General features: G+C 72.1%; 12 protein-coding genes and 1 pseudogene. 10 read left to right on the forward strand and 3 right to left on the reverse strand.

Annotated elements, in window-relative coordinates; genetic code table 11:
* Positions 1 to 226 precede the first annotated feature (226 nt).
* From OIE51_RS21535 to OIE51_RS21555, 5 genes and pseudogenes are all read left to right on the forward strand, one after another.
* The gene (locus OIE51_RS21535; RefSeq protein WP_326599385.1) at positions 227 to 544 is read left to right on the forward strand and encodes a MazG-like family protein; all 318 of its coding nucleotides are present in this window, start codon (positions 227 to 229) and stop codon (positions 542 to 544) included.
* Between the two features lie 402 nt (positions 545 to 946).
* The gene (locus OIE51_RS21540; protein ID WP_326599386.1) at positions 947 to 1,390 is read left to right on the forward strand and encodes a hypothetical protein; all 444 of its coding nucleotides are present in this window, start codon (positions 947 to 949) and stop codon (positions 1,388 to 1,390) included.
* Positions 1,390 to 4,110 (forward strand): ATP-binding protein, encoded by a 2,721-nt coding sequence (locus OIE51_RS21545; RefSeq protein WP_326599387.1) that lies wholly within the window; start codon positions 1,390 to 1,392, stop codon positions 4,108 to 4,110. Before OIE51_RS21540 ends, OIE51_RS21545 begins: the two co-directional genes overlap by 1 nt.
* Before the next feature lie 39 nt (positions 4,111 to 4,149).
* Positions 4,150 to 4,263: pseudogene (locus tag OIE51_RS21550) on the forward strand (RidA family protein); the annotation flags it as partial.
* Between the two features lie 386 nt (positions 4,264 to 4,649).
* The gene (locus OIE51_RS21555; protein ID WP_326599388.1) at positions 4,650 to 7,709 is read left to right on the forward strand and encodes a bifunctional [glutamine synthetase] adenylyltransferase/[glutamine synthetase]-adenylyl-L-tyrosine phosphorylase; all 3,060 of its coding nucleotides are present in this window, start codon (positions 4,650 to 4,652) and stop codon (positions 7,707 to 7,709) included.
* Here the strand turns inward: OIE51_RS21555 and OIE51_RS21560 are convergent.
* Positions 7,697 to 8,581 (reverse strand): phosphatase PAP2 family protein, encoded by an 885-nt coding sequence (locus OIE51_RS21560; protein WP_442812069.1) that lies wholly within the window; start codon positions 8,579 to 8,581, stop codon positions 7,697 to 7,699. The genes OIE51_RS21555 and OIE51_RS21560 overlap by 13 nt on opposite strands.
* A 231-nt stretch (positions 8,582 to 8,812) precedes the next feature.
* Positions 8,813 to 9,841 (reverse strand): LacI family DNA-binding transcriptional regulator, encoded by a 1,029-nt coding sequence (locus tag OIE51_RS21565; RefSeq protein WP_326599389.1) that lies wholly within the window; start codon positions 9,839 to 9,841, stop codon positions 8,813 to 8,815.
* A 282-nt stretch (positions 9,842 to 10,123) separates the two neighbouring features.
* On the opposite strand from OIE51_RS21565, the gene OIE51_RS21570 reads away from it, so the two are divergent.
* The 5 genes from OIE51_RS21570 to OIE51_RS21590 all read left to right on the forward strand — a co-directional run bounded on the left by OIE51_RS21570 (position 10,124) and on the right by OIE51_RS21590 (position 16,156).
* Positions 10,124 to 11,383, forward strand: coding sequence for an extracellular solute-binding protein (locus tag OIE51_RS21570; RefSeq protein WP_326599390.1), 1,260 nt, complete (start codon positions 10,124 to 10,126; stop codon positions 11,381 to 11,383).
* Between the two features lie 34 nt (positions 11,384 to 11,417).
* Positions 11,418 to 12,464, forward strand: coding sequence for a carbohydrate ABC transporter permease (locus OIE51_RS21575; RefSeq protein WP_442811983.1), 1,047 nt, complete (start codon positions 11,418 to 11,420; stop codon positions 12,462 to 12,464).
* Positions 12,465 to 12,547: 83 nt separating this feature from the next.
* The gene (locus OIE51_RS21580; protein WP_326600735.1) at positions 12,548 to 13,411 is read left to right on the forward strand and encodes a sugar ABC transporter permease; all 864 of its coding nucleotides are present in this window, start codon (positions 12,548 to 12,550) and stop codon (positions 13,409 to 13,411) included.
* 49 nt (positions 13,412 to 13,460) lie between these two features.
* Positions 13,461 to 15,140 (forward strand): glycoside hydrolase family 13 protein, encoded by a 1,680-nt coding sequence (locus tag OIE51_RS21585; RefSeq protein WP_326599391.1) that lies wholly within the window; start codon positions 13,461 to 13,463, stop codon positions 15,138 to 15,140.
* Positions 15,128 to 16,156 carry a LacI family DNA-binding transcriptional regulator gene (locus tag OIE51_RS21590; RefSeq protein WP_442811984.1) on the forward strand — a complete coding sequence of 343 codons (1,029 nt, stop codon included), beginning with the start codon at positions 15,128 to 15,130 and terminating at the stop codon, positions 16,154 to 16,156. The genes OIE51_RS21585 and OIE51_RS21590 overlap by 13 nt, the downstream gene beginning before the upstream one ends.
* Here the strand turns inward: OIE51_RS21590 and OIE51_RS21595 are convergent.
* Complete coding sequence (locus OIE51_RS21595) at positions 16,136 to 16,333, reverse strand: hypothetical protein (protein WP_326599393.1); 198 nt, start codon at positions 16,331 to 16,333, stop codon at positions 16,136 to 16,138. The genes OIE51_RS21590 and OIE51_RS21595 overlap by 21 nt on opposite strands.
* Positions 16,334 to 16,356: the final 23 nt, after the last annotated feature.

Genomic DNA, 16,356 nt, shown 5'->3' on the forward strand with positions numbered 1-16,356 from the left:
CGGATGGGTGACTGCGTCCAACGCACCGTGTCGGTCCGGCAGTTACAACGCCTTGGGCCGATACGCGGTGCCAAGAGGCATCGTTGTTTCCGCCATGGGGTCACGCCTACGAGCCCGGCAGGTATCGTCACCCGTCAGAGCGATACGGTTACCGATCGCTGATGCCGCGCTGGTGGCCGGGCCCTCTTCCGGCCATCCGGACCGACACCCGTGGAGTACCGCGCGCATGGACAACACCGCCTGGGACACCGTCGAACAGCTCGTGAAATGGCTCGATGCCGAAAGCCCCGACCCCCCGGCGACGACGCGGCTCATGCGCGTCCTGAAACTCTCGGAGGAAGTCGGCGAGGTCGCCGAAGCGGTCATCGGCGCGACCGGCCACAATCCGCGCAAGGGCGACAGTCACACCTGGGAAGACGTCCAACGGGAGCTGTGCGACGTCATCCTCACCGGCATGGTCGCCCTCAACACCCTGACCCCCGACGCCCGGAAGCTCTTCACGGACCACCTGGCCCACGTCGCCCGACGGTCCCTCAGCACATAAACGACGCGGCCTTCCGGCCACGGCACCCGTACCGACCACCAACGGGCCCGTCCCGCCGGGCTGGTCTCTTCTGAGGCTGCCGGGCGGGCGCTCCGGATGGCCGGGGGGATACGACCGCCGGTCAGAGGCGAGGATCCGGGCAGGGGGACGGCGGTACCGTAAGCGCCCCGCCCGTGCGGGGACGAGGGCCGGATGGCTGACGGTGCGTCCCGCCCGTGCGGGGGCTGGGGTGGTGGCCGGGCTCCTCGCTTCTGGGCAGCGACGAATTCCCGGGCCGGGTTTGGTCTGTGTGGGACGAACTGTCCGCGCTTATTGCGGAGTTGCTTCTCCCCGGGGAGCGGTTGGTGAATAATGAGTGCCCCCGATTCTGTCCGGAGGGATTCGATGGCGAGGGGGAACGAGATGGCGGACGCTGACCGCTATTCGGTGCGCGTGGGGGACGTCTCGGGGCAGGTCGTGGTGGGAAGGGGCAACCGCGTCACGCGGGTGGAGCCCGGCGGATCGGCGGCGCCGCCGTCCGTTGCCGAAGTGGCCGTGCTGCGCGAGGCGTTCGCCCGCGTCCGTGACCGGCTCGGTGAGCTGGAGGACGGGGATCGGCGTTCGGCCGGGGAGCGTTTGGACGAGTTGGAGGAAGCTGTCACCGGGCCCGAGCCGAAGGTGTCGGTCATGGTGTATGTGCGTGACTGGTTCGCCGAGAAACTGCCGGCTCTGGCGGGGGTGGTGACGAGCCTGATCGTCAACCCGGTCGCCGGCTTGCTGGTGCAGCAGGCCGGTGCGGGACTCGCCGCGGAATACGAGCGGCACTTCGGCGGGGACGGATCCTCGGGCGAGCCGTCGGGGGGCTGATGGAGGAGTCCGACGCCGCACGGGTCCACGTCGCCGGGGATGTGCGAGGGCAAGTCGTCGTCGGCGACCACAACATCGTCGTGTCGGCCACCGGCCAGTCGGTGGTCACGGTCGTGGGGCAGGGACAGCGGCCGAGCCCCCGGCCGCGCGAGGAGATCGAGTTACTGCCTCGTCGCGCTCGGAGGGCGGTGGGCCGGGAGAGCGAACTGGCGTTCATCCTTGAGGGGATGGCCGCCGATGACGCCGTCCAGGTGCACGGCCCGTCGGGCATCGGCAAGAGCACGCTGCTGCGCATGGCCGCTCACCGGCTGGTCGATGAGCGGGCCGTGGACACGGCCGCGGGTGGGACCGTGTTCATCGACGCCGGGGGGCGGGAGCCCGGCGACGTTCTGCAGGACGTCTTCGAAGCCTGCTATGACGCCCCCGGTTACCGGCCGGGCCAGGCCGAGTTACGGCGGCTGATGGCGCGGGTCGGCATCAGGCTGATCCTGGACGATCTGGAATGCGGCCCGCAGGAGTTGGCCGAGGCACTGGACACCCTCCCAGAGGCGGCGGTGCTGTTCTCGGGCGCTGAGCGGACCCTGTGGGGGGAGGGGCGGACGCTGGCCTTGTCCGGGCTGCCCCGCGACGACGCCGTGACGCTGCTGACTCAAGCGCTCGCCCGGCCGTTGCGAGGCGAGGAGGTGCCGGTCGCCGAGGCGCTGTGGGACGTGACGGCGGGGTCCCCGCAGTGGCTGCTGCGTGCCGCGACGACCGGCGGTCTGGCCCGCCCGGCCGCGTTGGCGGAGCTGCTGACGGGCCTACTGGCCGCGCTGACGACGCCTGAACGTGTGGCCCTCGTGCTACTGCGACTTGGCGGTGCCGGCGGGGTGAGCGACGGACTCCTCTCGGAGCTGGTGGGTTCCGGTGCCGAACTGTCCGCGCGGTTGACCACGCTGGGCCTGGCCGAGCCGACCGGCGACGGCTTCCGGATCTCCCACGACCTGGCCGCGGTACGGTCCGCGGACCGCGAGGTGGACGCGGCGGCACTGGCGGACCGGTTGTCGCGGTGGGTCGACGCGCCGGGCCGCTCCCCGGCGCAAGTGGCCCGGGACGGCGGGCTCATCACCGCGGTCATCGAGGCGGCCGTCGAGGCGGGCGCCGCGCCGGCCGCGGTCCGCCTGGCCCGGGCGGCGGCACCGACGGTCGCCTGCTCGCTCCGGCTGGGTGTGTGGGGCACCGTACTCGATCGCGGTATCGCGGCCGCTCAGCGGGCCCGCGACCAGCACGCCTTGGCGTATTTCACACACGAGAACGGGGTCCGCGATCTCGTTTCCGGCAAGCGCGCGGCGGCCGGTGCCGCGTTCGCCACCGCCGGAGCCCTGTGGCAACAACTGGGCGACAGCGGCAACGTGGCGGTCTCCCAGCACGCGCAGAGCCTGTGCGGGCCCGGCGTGGCGCCGCCGCCCGACGCCGGCCTCACCACCCCCGACCCGACGGCGGGCGACCTCGCTGGAGTTACGCCCGACGCCTCCTCGGTCCTCGGCTCACTGCCGCCGCCGGACCCCGCGTCGGCGGTCGCCGCCGCCTCCACGGCGGCCGGCCAGAGCGCGGGCATCGGCCTCACGGCCAAACTCGTCATCGGAGCCGGCCTGACCGCCGCCGTCGCGGGCGGAACCGTGCTCAACCAGCAGTCCGCGAGCCCCGATACGGTCCCCGTTCACGTGACCGTGGCCACCGGCGTCATCGAGGTGACCATGCCCGGCGAGCCCGAGCCCGACTGCCGGATCGAGGCGGGAGCGACCGACTGCACCACCGTCGTCATCTCCGAGGAGGGCGAGCGGGGCCCGGTGACCGTGGATCCGGCCGGACCGCTGCCCGAGGGCGTCAGCGTTCTCTATTGGGGGTGCGACGAGGGTCCCGAGGCCGCGTCCTGCACCGTGCTGGCCGACAGGGAAAGAAGCGTCTGCGTCACGACCACCAGTCCCGACGACGAGGCCGCCCGGCAAGCCTGCGCCGATGTCACCGGCTCTCCCGCCCCCCGTGACAGGGCTCCCGCCGAAGTGGTGGCCGATGTCGGGCGTTGTCCGGAGGATTCGGCCTATCCGGTCGAGGAGGAGGAGATACCGGAGACGGTCCGGCTGTCCGACTCCCGGTATCTCCCCTCGGGCACGGCGGTCGTGGGGGTCTGGGACGAGCCCGAACCGCTGTTCTTCGTCGGCCCCGAGGGAAGCTCCTGCTTCGTCACGGGTGGGGCCACCGGCCTGCGGTACCTGGAAATGGGATCGGACGCGGGCCGTGTCTCCTCCTTGCTGAACGCCGGGGGAGTGGTCCCGGCGACCCTCTATGGCTGCGAGTACGTCGATCCCGCCGAGGCGTACGCGGTGACCGTGTACCCGGACAGGGGCACCGATTGCGCGCGTCCGCTCGGTCATGACGTCGAGCAGGTGTCGACCGGCACTCCGGACTACCACGCGGCGCTGGTGCACGTTCCGGCCGGTGACCCGACTCTGGGGCCGGATGAGGGAAGCACAGTCGAGCTGTATCTCTACACCGTCCTGGCCGAGTCCGAGCAGGGACATGGGCGGTCCATCGCCTGCTCGCTTCCGGACGCCGACATGTGCGTGGCCAGCCTGACCTACTTCCTGGCCCAGGACGGCGAGAGGGCGGGCATGCGGTCGGCCGACCGTGAGCGGATGACCGAGAACGTCACCGCTTTCGTCGAGCGATACCTGAGCTGAAATCGGCACGGCGGACCCATGGATGGCGAGTGGCGCCACCGCGACTCGTTCGGTGACCACGACGTTCCGAGCACGCTGCTCGGGGTCACCGTGCTCGGATACGACGACCAGTTGGTGGCGATCGAAGCCGTCGCCGCCGTACGCGACTCCTGAGAGGGAAACCCGACCGGCATCATCGGCAGCCCTCAGCCCTCAGCCCTCAGCCCTCAGCCCTACCGTCCGACACGTGTTGCGCCCGACCCCGCGTACAGCCCTCCGGCAGGCCGAGGTCGATCGGCCGCCCGTTCCGCCACGGCACGGGTGTCCGCCGAGCCGCGGCGTGGGCAGGCGACCGCGCGGCGGACGGCGTCCTCTGGCCCGCGCGTCGCGCGCGGAGCCGGCTGAGGCGGAACGGCTCCCGGCGGGAGAAGCGGAACGATGCCGTCAGGATCACGTATACCGGGCGATCCTTCGCGCCCGGAAGTGGTTACGCTTCTCGGGGGCCCCGGCGCGTCCGGGTCCCCTGACGAGCGGGACCAGCAGCGCAGAGGGGACGAGCCGTGCCGGTGGGCGGGCGACGTGACAGCCGTTTCGGACAACTGCTGCGCCGGGGCTTCACCGATCCCCGAGCCGCCGAGCGGCTGCTCGACGCTCCCGCCCTGCGCCCGGTGGGCGGCGACCCGGTGCTCCTCGACGCCCTCGGCGCCACCGCCGACCCCGACCTCGCGCTGCGCGCCCTGGTCCGGCTCGCGGAGGCCCAGCCCGAGACGACAGGGGCATCTCCCGGCCGCCAGGGCTGGACGGGGGCACCTCCCAGCCGCCAAGGCTGGGGGAGGGCCCGGCTGCTGGACACCCTGCTGGCCGCCAAGCCGCTGCGCGACCGGCTGCTCGGTGTGCTCGGCGCCTCCGAGGGGCTCGGTGACCAGCTCGCCCGGCACCCCGACGAGTGGCAGGCCCTGGTCGCCTTCGAGAGCGCCGATCTGCACCCGGGCGTCGAGGAGTTCGAGGCGGCGCTCGCCCCGGCCACCGACCCCGACGGGCTGCGCGTCCACTACCACCGGGCGCTGCTGACCATCGCGGCCCGCGACATCACCGGCGCCACCGGCTTCGCCCAGACCGCCGCCGAGCTCGCGGACCTGGCCACCGCCACCCTGCGGGCCGCCCTGCGGATCGCGGGGCGCGAGACCCCCGAGGACGCGGCGCGGTGCCGGCTCGCGGTCATCGGCATGGGCAAGTGCGGCGGCCGGGAGCTGAACTACGTCTCGGACGTGGACGTGATCTTCGTCGCCGAGCCCGCCGAGGGCGTCGCGGAGGGGCCCGCCGTCCAGGCCGCGACCCGGCTCGCCGCCCGGATGATCCGCGTCTGCTCCGACACCACCGCCGAGGGCACGATCTGGCCGGTCGACGCCAACCTCCGCCCCGAAGGCCGCAACGGCCCCCTGGTCCGCACCCTCAGCAGCCACCTCGCCTACTACCGGCGCTGGGCCAAGACCTGGGAGTTCCAAGCGCTGCTCAAGGCCCGCCCGGTGGCCGGCGACCTCACCCTCGGCGGCGACTACTGCGCCGCCGTCGCGCCGCTGGTGTGGCAGGCGGCCGAGCGGGAGAACTTCGTGCCCGACGTGCAGCAGATGCGCCGCCGCGTCGAGGAGTCGCTGCCGGCCGCCCAGGCGGAGCGCGAGCTGAAGCTCGGGCCCGGCGGGCTGCGCGACGTCGAGTTCGCCGTCCAGCTCCTCCAGCTCGTCCACGGCCGCACCGACCCGGAGCTGCGCCACGCCACCACCCTCGACGCGCTGGCCGCGCTCGCCGCCGGAGGCTATGTCGGCCGCCAGGACGCCGCCTCGCTCCGCGACTCCTACCGCTTCCTGCGCACCGCCGAGCACCGTATCCAGCTCCACCGCCTGCGCCGCACCCACCTGATGCCGACCGAGGAGGCCGAGCTGCGCCGGCTCGGCCGCTCCCTCGGCTTCCTGGGCGAGCCCGTCCAGGAGCTGACCGCTGCCTGGCGCCGCCACACCGCCGGCGTCCGCCGCCTGCACGAGAAGCTGTTCTACCGGCCGCTGCTGGACGCCGTGGCCCGGCTCGACGCCGGGCAGGTCCGGCTGGGCGAGGCCGCCGCGAAGGAGCGCCTGGAAGCCCTCGGTTACGCCGACCCCACCGCCGCCCTGCGCCACCTGTCCGCGCTGGCCTCCGGCGTCACGCGCAAGGCCGCCATCCAGCGCACCCTGCTGCCGGTGATGCTGGCCCGTTTCGCGGACTCCGCCGACCCCGACGCCGGGCTGCTCGGCTTCCGCAAGGTCTCCGACGCCCTGGGCACCAGCCCCTGGTACCTGCGGCTGCTGCGCGACGAGGGCGCCGCCGCCGAGAATCTCGCCCGGGTGCTGTCCGCCGGGCGCCTCGCCCCCGACCTGCTGCTGCGCGCCCCCGAGGCCGTCGCCCTGCTCGGCGACCCGGCCGGCCTGCGCCCCAGCACCCGGCGCGCCCTCACCCAGGAGGTGCAGGCCGCCGTCGGCCGGGCCGACTCGCCCGAGGCGGCCGTCACGGCGGCGCGCGGCGTGCGGCGGCGCGAGCTGTTCCGCACGGCGGCGGCCGATATCGTCGGCGCCTACGCGACGCCCGAGGGGGCGGGTACGCCCGAGCCGCTGGAGGCGCCGGGACCCGTGCTGGACCGGGTCGGGAACGCGCTCACCGACATCAACGCCGCCACCATCGCGGGCGCGCTGCACGCCGCCACCGCGTCCTACGGCGCGGACGGCCTGCCCACCCGGCTCGCCGTCATCGCCATGGGCCGCTTCGGCGGCCACGAGCTGAGCTACGGCTCGGACGCCGACGTGATCTTCGTGCACGAGCCGATGGAGGGCGCCGACGAACAGGAGGCGGCCCGGGCCGCGCACGCGGTGGCCAACGAGATGATCCGGCTGCTCCAGCTCCCCAGCGTCGACCCGCCCCTGCTCGTCGACGCCGACTTGCGGCCCGAGGGCAGGAACGGCCCGCTGGTCCGCTCGCTCAGCAGCTTCGCCGCGTACTACCGCCGCTGGTCGCTGGTCTGGGAGAGCCAGGCGCTGCTGCGCGCCGAGCCGGTCGTCGGCGACCCGGGCCTGGGGGAGCGGTTCGTGGAGCTGATCGACCCGCTGCGCTATCCGGCCGACGGACTGCCTGAGAAGTCGGTGCGCGAGATCCGGCGGCTGAAGGCCCGGATGGAGGCCGAACGGCTGCCGCGCGGCGCTGACCGCACCACGCACACCAAGCTGGGCCGGGGCGGCCTGTCCGATATCGAGTGGACCGTGCAGCTCCTCCAGCTCCGGCACGCCGGGATCGAGCCGGCCCTGCGCACGACCCGCACCCGGCGGGCGCTGGCCGCCGCCGCCGGCATCGGCCTGCTCGACGCGGTGGACGCGGCGGTGCTGGACGAGGCGTGGGTGCTGGCCTCGCGGGTGCGCAACGCGGTGATGCTGGTGCGCGGTCGGCCGCTGGACACGTTCCCCACGGACCCGCGCGAGACGGCGGCGGTGGCCCGTTTCCTCGGCTACGGGCCGGCCGAGGTCGGGCGGATGCTGGACGACTACCGGCGTACGACGCGGCGGGCCAGGGCCGTGGTGGAGCGGTTGTTCTACGAGGGCTGAGACCGCGCCCCGGCGGCGGGGACCCGCTGGGGCAGGTGGTAGCACAGGCGCCCATACCAGAGGCGGGCGACGACATAGCCGAAGGCGAGGCAGATCATGCCGCCGACGGCGTCGAGCCAGAAGTGGTTGGCGGTGGCGACGATGACCAGCAGCGTGACGGCCGGGTAGAGCGCGCCGAGCAGCTTCAGCCACCACGGGCTGGCCAGCACCACCACGGTGAGCCCGCACCACAGGGACCAGCCGATGTGCATGGAGGGCATCGCGGCGTACTGGTTCGACACCGAGGCCATCGTGGTGCCCTCGGCGGACAGCGAACCCCAGGTGTGGTGCACGGTCGCGGTGTCGATGAAGTCCATGCCCTCCATCAGCCGGGGCGGCGCGAGGGGATAGAAGTAGTACCCGAGCAGCGCGATGGCGGTGGTGGCGAACAGCACCGTGCGGGTGGCCCCGTACCGGCCGGGGTGGCTGCGGAAGAGCCAGACCAGGACGGCGATGGTCACCAGGAAGTGCAAGGTGGCGTAGTAGTAGTTCATCGAGACGATCAGCCAGGTCACGCCCCCCACGGTGTGATTGACGGACCGTTCGAAGGCGAGTCCGAGGGAGTCCTGGAGGTCCCAGATCCAGCGGGCGTGGCTCTGGGCCTGCTCGACGCGGGTGGGGGCGGCGTTGCGGATCACCGAGTACGTGCCGTAGCTGACGGCGATGAGCAGCAGCTCGAACCAGATCCGTGGGCTTCGGGGGGTCCGCATCGAGCTCAGGCGCCTGACAGGGGCGGCTGTCTCCTGATCCAGCTCGGTCACGAGCCCTGCCGTATCCACTCGCTCGTCCTGCGGCCTGACACTTGTTGCCCCCATGGGCCCACAGTCTGCCAGAGGACTGACGCCGGCCCGATCATCCTCCGGTCTGGTCTTCACTCCGGAATTCTCCCCTACGACCTCCCACGACCGTCGCGCACCCCCCGGTCCGCGTGGCGCTGTCATGCCCGCTGTGCCGCGGTCTTCCGGGGGGCGACGCCCGTACTCCCGGTCCGCGTGGCGCCGTCACGCCCGCTGTGCCGCGGTCTTCCGGGGGCGACCCCCGTACCCCCGGTCCGCGTGGCGCCGTCACGCCTGCTGTATGACGGGCGCGGTCGCGGTCGAGCCCCGCACCACCAGCTCGGGCATGAAGACGAACTCGCTGTGCGGGGCCGGTGTGCCGCCGACCTCTTCCAGCAGGGCGCGGACCGCGGCCTGGCCCATGGCGAAGACCGGCTGGCGGATCGTCGTCAAGGGCGGGTCGGTGAAGGCGATCAGGGGCGAGTCGTCGTAGCCGATCACCGAGCAGTGCTCCGGCACGGACAGGCCGTGCTGCCGGGCCGCGCGGATCGCGCCGAGGGCCATCATGTCGCTGGCGCAGACCACCGCCGTGCAGTCCCGGGCCAGCAGCGCGAGGGCCGCCGCCTGGCCGCCCTCCAGCGTGTACAGCGAGTGCTCGATCAGCCGCCGCGCGTCCGCGGTGACCATGCCGAGCTCCTCCTCCATCGCGCGCAGGAAGCCCTCGATCTTCCGCTGCACGGGCACGAAGCGCTCGGGCCCCAGGGCCAGGCCGATCCGCCGGTGGCCGAGCGAGACGAGGTGGGTGACGGCCAGCCGCATCGCCGCGCGGTCGTCGGGGGAGACGAACGGTGCCCGCACCTTCGGCGAGAAGCCGTTGATCAGCACGAACGGCACGCCGCCCCCGCGCAGCCGCTCGTAGCGCTCCATGTCGGCGCTGGTGTCGGCGTGCAGTCCCGAGATGAAGATGATGCCCGCCACCCCGCGCTCGACCAGCATGCCGGTGAGCTCGTCCTCCGTGGACCCGCCGGGGGTCTGGGTGGCGAGCACCGGCGTGTAGCCCTGGCGGGTGAGCGCCTGGCAGATCACCTGGGCGAAGGCCGGGAATATCGGGTTCTCCAGCTCGGGCGTGATCAGCCCGACCAGGCCCTCGCTGCGCTTCTGCAGCCGCACCGGCCGTTCGTACCCCAGCAGGTCGAGGGCGGCGAGAACGGATTCGCGGGTAGTGGTCGCGACGCCCGGCTTGCCGTTCAGGACCCGGCTGACCGTCGCCTCGCTGACCCCCGCCTGGACTGCGATGTCAGCTAGCCGTGCGGTCACAGTCCGGGACCTTACCGGCCGGGGATTCCCCTGCCCACTGTGGAAGGGAAACTGGACCGGAATGTGTGACTTTGGATGCTTGCGTTCTGATGGGGACGTGTTTCGGAGGTCCCCGGAGTCACCCGGACGGCCCCGCACCATTTCCTTGCTGAAATTTGCCGCAAGCTCTTTCCAAACTTTTGCGCCGCTGTTACGTTCCTGCTCGGCCCGGCGCCGCAGAGGCGCGGCGCATAGGGTGGATACAGCCCCCTAAACCCGGGCGTAACGCTTGAAGGAGTTCACATGCGGCGCAGCATAGGGACGACAGCCGTCATCGCGGCTCTGGCTCTTGCGGCAACGGCTTGCGGCAGTGGCGGCGACGAGGACGGCGGCGGGGGCGGGGGTGCGGACGGGGAGCTCTCCGGCACGGTCACCTTCTGGGACACCTCGAACGAGACCGAGGCCGCGGTCTTCGAGACCGTCGCCACGGAGTTCGAGGACCAGCACCCCGGCGTCACGGTCGAGTACGTGAACATCGGCTTCGACGACGCGCAGAACCGGTTCAAGAACGCGGCGGGCGCCAACGAGGCACCGGATGTCATGCGCACCGAGGTCGCCTGGGTCGCCGACTTCGCGAACCTCGGGTACCTCTACCCGCTCGACGGCACCGCCGCGCTGGACAACCAGGAGGACTTCCTGCCGGAATCCTGGGCCAGTACCCAGTTCGAGGGTCAGACCTACGCCGTTCCGCAGGTGACCGACACCCTGGCGCTCTTCTACAACAAGTCCCTCCTGGAGGAGGCCGGCGTCGAGGTGCCCGCGTCGCTGGACGAGATACGCGAGTCCCAGGAAGCCTTCGACGAGATCGGCACCACCCCGCTGTACGCGCGGGGCGACGACGCCTACTGGTTCCTGCCCTACCTCTACGGCGAGGGCGGCGACCTGGTCGACGCCGAGGCCCAGGAGGTCACTGTCGACGACGAATCCGGTGTCGCGGCCTTCGCGCAGCTTCAGGACCTGATCGACTCCGGCGCCGCCACCACGGACACCAGCGACGGCTGGGAGAACATGATGTCCTCCTTCGGCAACGGCGACGTCGCCATGATGATCAACGGCCCGTGGGCCATCGCGGACGCCACCGCCGCCCTCGGCGACGACCTGGGTGTCGCCCCCGTCCCGGCCGGCTCGCAGGCGCAGGGCGCGCCGCTGGGCGGCTGGAACTACGGCGTCTACGCGGGCACCCCGGACGCCGACGCCTCCTTCGAGTTCGTCAAGTACATGAGCTCCGCGCAGACCCAGCAGCGGATCACCGAGGAGCTGAGCCTCCTCCCCACCAGGCAGTCCGTCTACGAGGTCCCGGCCGTCGCGGACAACGAGATGGTGCAGTTCTTCAAGCCGGCCGTCGAGGTCGCCCACGAGCGCCCCTGGATTCCCCAGGCGCAGTCGCTCTTCGACCCGCTGCTGACCTCCCTGGAGGCCATGCTGACCGGCTCCGCCTCCCCCGAGCAGGCGGCGTCCGACACCGGAGACGCCTACCGCGAGCTCCTCGAAGACTGGCAGTGAGCGGCGCTGACCGCGGGCATGAAGGGCCGAAACCATGGCTGACGCTGTGAACCCCCACGGAACGGCCGCCACGGCCGTGCCGGGGAACGGCCGGCCGACGGTACGGGTCGCGGGCGCCGGACGCGCCCGCGGCCCGCGCCGCGCGCCGGGCTCCCCCGGGCGGCTGCGCCGGACCGCGTCCACGCACTGGTACGCCTGGGCCATGATCGCGCCGGTGGTCACCGTGATCACCGCGATCATCGGCTGGCCGCTGGTGCGCGGCGTCTACCTGTCGCTGACCGACGCCGACGAGGCGAACGTCGAGCGGCAGATCGGTGTGAACAAGATCCCGGCCACCTACGATTTCGTCGGCCTGGACAACTACACCGCCATCCTCAAGGACGACGTCTTCTGGGACCGTCTGGGCTGGACCGTGCTGTGGACCGTGGGCTGTGTGAGCGTCACGTTCCTCATCGGCCTGGGCCTGGCGAACATGCTCAACCGCACGTTCCGCGGGCGCGCCGTCTACCGCACGGCGCTGATCCTGCCCTGGGCGATCCCGGCGTTCGTGTCGGTCTTCGCCTGGCGGATGCTCTACAACGAGCGCAACGGCCTCCTCAACAGCCTGCTGGAGGGCGGCGGCGTCGGCGGGATCTCCTGGCTGTCCGACCCGACCTGGGCCAAGGTCTCCGTCATCGCCGTCAACGTCTGGCTCGGCGTGCCGTTCATGCTGATCGCGATGCTCGGCGCCCTCCAGTCCATTCCCCCCGAGCAGTACGAGGCCGCCGAGATGGACGGCGCCAACGCCTGGCAGCGGTTCTGGAACATCACGCTGCCCGGGGTCAGGTCCGTGTCCATGACGGTGGTGCTGCTCAGCACGATCTGGACCTTCAACATGTTCCCGGTGATCTTCCTGCTCACTCGCGGCGGGCCGGCGGGATCGACCGACATCCTGGTGACCGAGGCGTTCCGGCTGGCGTTCATCAGCAGTCCCCGTGATTTCGCGAACTCCGCGGCCTGGGGCGTGCTGATCCTGCTGCTGCTGGTCCTCTTCGCGATCGCCTACCGCAGGGTGCTGCGCAAGCAGGGAGAGGTGTGGTGACGATGGCTACCGACACGACCCAGGCGAGCGGAGCCGCCGAGCCGGCCCCGCGCCCGGTGCCGGCCTCCGTGCCCGGCGCGGGCATGTCCGCGACCGCCCGGCCGGGGAAGAGGCCGCGCCGGCGCGGTGAACGCGGCCGGGCCGCCTCCATCGGCCTGCACGGGACGCTGCTGCTGGCCGCCGTCATCGCGGTGTTCCCGCCGCTCTGGCTGCTGGTCACCTCGTTCAAGCCGAAGACCGACACCTTCACCCGGTCGCTCGTCTCGAACTTCACGCTGGACAACTACGACCACGTGCTCAACGAGACCGAGTTCCTGACGTGGTTCGGCAACTCCGTGCTGATCGTGGTGGCGACGACCATCATCGGCGTGTTCATCTCCTCCACCACCGGATACGCGATCAGCCGCTTCCGGTTCCCCGGCATGCGCCCGCTGATGTGGACCCTGCTGATCACGCAGATGTTCCCGATGGCCGTGCTGATCGTGCCGCTGTACAACCTCATGTCGCGCTACGGGCTGCTCAACCAGCCGGTCTCGCTGATCGTCACCTACCTGACGATCGCGGTGCCGTTCTGCGCCTGGATGATGAAGGGCTTCTTCGACACGATACCGGTGTCGATCGACGAGTCCGGGCGGGTGGACGGCCTGAACCCCTTCGGCGCGTTCTGGCGGCTGATCATGCCGCTCGCCAGACCGGGCATCGCGGTGACCGGGTTCTACACCTTCGTCACCGCCTGGGCCGAAGTCGCGTACGCCACCGCGTTCATGACCGGCGAGGAGAACCTCACCCTGGCCGGCGGTCTGCAGACGTTCGTCAACCAGCACACCCAGGACTGGCACATCATGACCGCCGCCGCGGTGCTCATCGCCGTGCCCGCGATGCTGGTCTTCGGATATGCCCAACGACACCTGCAGTCCGGACTCACGGCCGGCGCGACCAAAGCCTGACCGACGGACCACACCGCCTATCCGCCTCACGCCTCGAATCAGGGACGACATGACCCAGCATCTCGCCGGCCGCGCTCAGCCGAACGGCGACCCCACGGAGACGGTCACCATCAGCCAGCCGGAGTGGTGGCGCCACGCGGTCATCTACCAGGTCTATCCGCGCTCGTTCGCCGACGGCGACGGCGACGGCATGGGCGACCTCGTCGGCATCCGCCGCCGGCTCCCGTACCTGGCCGGCCTCGGCGTCGACGCCGTCTGGCTGAGCCCGTTCTACGCCTCGCCGCAGGCGGACGCCGGTTACGACGTCGCCGACTACCGGGCCATCGACCCGATGTTCGGCGATCTGCACGACGCCGACGCCCTGATCCGCGACGCCCACGACCTGGGCCTGCGGATCATCGTGGACCTGGTGCCCAACCACTCCTCCGACCAGCACGAGTGGTTCCAGCGCGCGCTGCGCCAGGGGCCGGGATCGCCGCTGCGCGATCGTTACCACTTCCGGCCCGGCAAGGGCGTGAGCGGTGAACTGCCGCCGAACGACTGGGAGTCCATCTTCGGCGGCCCGGCCTGGACCCGCACGCCCAACCCGGACGGCACGCCCGGCGAGTGGTATCTGCACCTCTTCGCGCCGGAGCAGCCCGACCTCAACTGGGACAACCGGGCGGTCCAGGACGAGTTCCGCTCGCTGCTGCGCTTCTGGCTCGACATGGGCGTCGACGGCTTCCGCATCGACGTCGCGCACGGTCTGGTCAAGGCCGCCGGCCTGCCCGACACGGGCTCCCACGGGCAGTTGAGGCTGCTGGGCACCGAGGTGCTGCCCTTCTTCGACCAGGACGGCGTGCACGAGATCTACCGCTCGTGGCGCAAGATCCTCGACGAGTACCCGCACCAGCGCATCGGCGTCGCCGAGGCGTGGACGCCCAACGCGGCCCGCACCGCGCTCTACGTGCGCCCCGATGAGCTGCACCAGGCGTTCAACTTCCATTATCTGAACACCCCGTGGGAGGCCGAGGCACTGCGTCGCGTCATCGACTCCTCGCTGGACTCGATGCGCCCGGTCGGCGCTCCCACCACCTGGGTGCTCTCCAACCACGACGTGGTCCGCCACCTCACCCGGCTCGGCGGTGGCCTGGAACGGGCCCGCGCCGCCACGCTGCTGATGCTGGCGCTGCCCGGCTCCGCGTATGTCTACCAGGGTGAGGAGCTGGGCCTGCCCGAGGTCACCGATCTGCCCGACGACGTGCGCCAGGACCCGGCGTTCTTCCGGCGCGGCTCGGACCCGGACGCCTCGTCCGACGGCCAGGACGGGCTGCGCGACGGCTGCCGGGTGCCGATCCCGTGGACCGCGCAGGGCGACTCCTTCGGCTTCGGCGACGGCGGGAGCTGGCTGCCGCAGCCAGCGCAATGGGGCAAGCTGTCGGTCGAGGAGCAGACCGGCGATCCCTCCTCCACGCTGGAGCTGTACCGGGCCGCGCTGGCCATCCGCCGCACGCATCCGGCGCTCGGCGCGGGGGACCGCGTGGAGTGGCTGGCGGCGCCCGAGGGTGTGCTCGCCTTCCGCCGCCGCGCCTCGGACGGCTCCACCATGGTCTGCGCGGTCAACACCACCGACATGGTGGTCGGCGCCGCCGACCTGCTGACCCCGGCCGGCCGACTGCTGCTCGCCAGCGGCCGGTACCCCGGCGGTGGCGTCCTGCCCGCCGACACCACGGTGTGGTGGGCGGAGTGAACGACCCCCGGGCGGTGCTCCCGCAGCCCGCCCGGCTCGCCGACATCGCCCTCCAGGCCGAGGTCAGCGAGGCCACGGTGAGCAGGGTGCTCAACGGCAAGCCGGGCGTGGCGGCGGCCACCCGACAGCGGGTGCTCGCGGCCCTGGACGTGCTGGGCTACGAGCGCCCGCTGCGGCTGCGGCAGCGTAGCGTGGGGCTCGTCGGCCTGGTCATCCCCGAGCTGACGAACCCCATCTTCCCGGCGTTCGCGCAGGTCATCGAGCAGGTGCTGGCCGGGCACGGCTACACGCCCGTGCTGTGCACACAGAGCCCGGGCGGCGCGACCGAGGACGAGCTGGTGGACCAGCTCGTCGAACGGGGCGTCACCGGCATCGTGTTCCTGTCCGGGCTGCACGCCGACACGACGGCCGATCCGGCGCGCTACACGCGGCTGGCCGGGCAGGGCGTGCCGTTCGTGCTGATCAACGGCTTCAACCCAGGGGTCAGCGCGCCCTTCGTCTCGCCCGACGACGCGGCGGCGTCGCGGATCGCGGTGCGGCACCTGCGGGCGCTGGGTCACTCGCGGATCGGGCTGGCCGTCGGGCCGAACCGGTTCGTGCCGGTGCGGCGCAAGGTGGCCGGGTTCCTGGCCGAGATGGGGGACGAGGGCCAAGGGGTCGTGCGGCACTCGCTGTTCAGCCTGGAGGGCGGCCAGGCCGCCGCCGGTGAGCTGCTGGACGCGGGCTGCACCGGCATCGTCTGCGGTAGCGACATGATGGCGCTGGGCGCGATCCGGGCGGTCCGCGAGCGCGGCCGTTCCGTGCCCGGGGACGTGTCCGTGATCGGCTACGACGACTCGGACCTGTTCGCGTTCACCGACCCGCCGCTGACCACGCTGCGCCAGCCGGTCCAGGCCATGGCGCGGGCCGCGGTGGGCGCCCTGCTGGAGGAGATCGGCGGGGACCTGGTCCAGCGCACCGAGTTCGTCTTCCAGCCCGAGCTGGTGGTGCGCGGCTCAACGGCCGCGGCCCGCTGAGAAGTCGGGGAACCCGCCCCGGCCGACCGGGCACATCGCCTCTCCCCGGCCCGCCACCGCCCGGCCGCCGTGCTCGCCGCCGGTCGCGTCCCCGGGGTCGCCCGGGTCGCCGCGGGCGGCGAGCAGCAGGAGGACCGGCACGATGACCGGCAGGACGGCCGACCGGAGTCGCCTCATGCCGCTTGGACGGGACCTGGCGA

The sequence above is a fragment of the Streptomyces sp. NBC_01803 genome (assembly GCF_035917415.1).
In the GTDB taxonomy this organism is placed as follows: Bacteria; Actinomycetota; Actinomycetes; order Streptomycetales; family Streptomycetaceae; genus Streptomyces.

Excerpts from the sequence above, each read along its gene's own strand:
- OIE51_RS21535 (WP_326599385.1), top strand. The coding sequence starts at position 227 with ATGGACAACACCGCCTGGGACACCGTCGAACAGCTCGTGAAATGGCTC.
- OIE51_RS21540 (WP_326599386.1), top strand. The coding sequence starts at position 947 with ATGGCGGACGCTGACCGCTATTCGGTGCGCGTGGGGGACGTCTCGGGG.
- OIE51_RS21545 (WP_326599387.1), top strand. The coding sequence starts at position 1,390 with ATGGAGGAGTCCGACGCCGCACGGGTCCACGTCGCCGGGGATGTGCGA.
- OIE51_RS21570 (WP_326599390.1), top strand. The coding sequence starts at position 10,124 with ATGCGGCGCAGCATAGGGACGACAGCCGTCATCGCGGCTCTGGCTCTT.
- OIE51_RS21575 (WP_442811983.1), top strand. The coding sequence starts at position 11,418 with ATGGCTGACGCTGTGAACCCCCACGGAACGGCCGCCACGGCCGTGCCG.
- OIE51_RS21580 (WP_326600735.1), top strand. The coding sequence starts at position 12,548 with ATGTCCGCGACCGCCCGGCCGGGGAAGAGGCCGCGCCGGCGCGGTGAA.
- OIE51_RS21585 (WP_326599391.1), top strand. The coding sequence starts at position 13,461 with ATGACCCAGCATCTCGCCGGCCGCGCTCAGCCGAACGGCGACCCCACG.
- OIE51_RS21595 (WP_326599393.1), bottom strand. The coding sequence starts at position 16,333 with ATGAGGCGACTCCGGTCGGCCGTCCTGCCGGTCATCGTGCCGGTCCTC.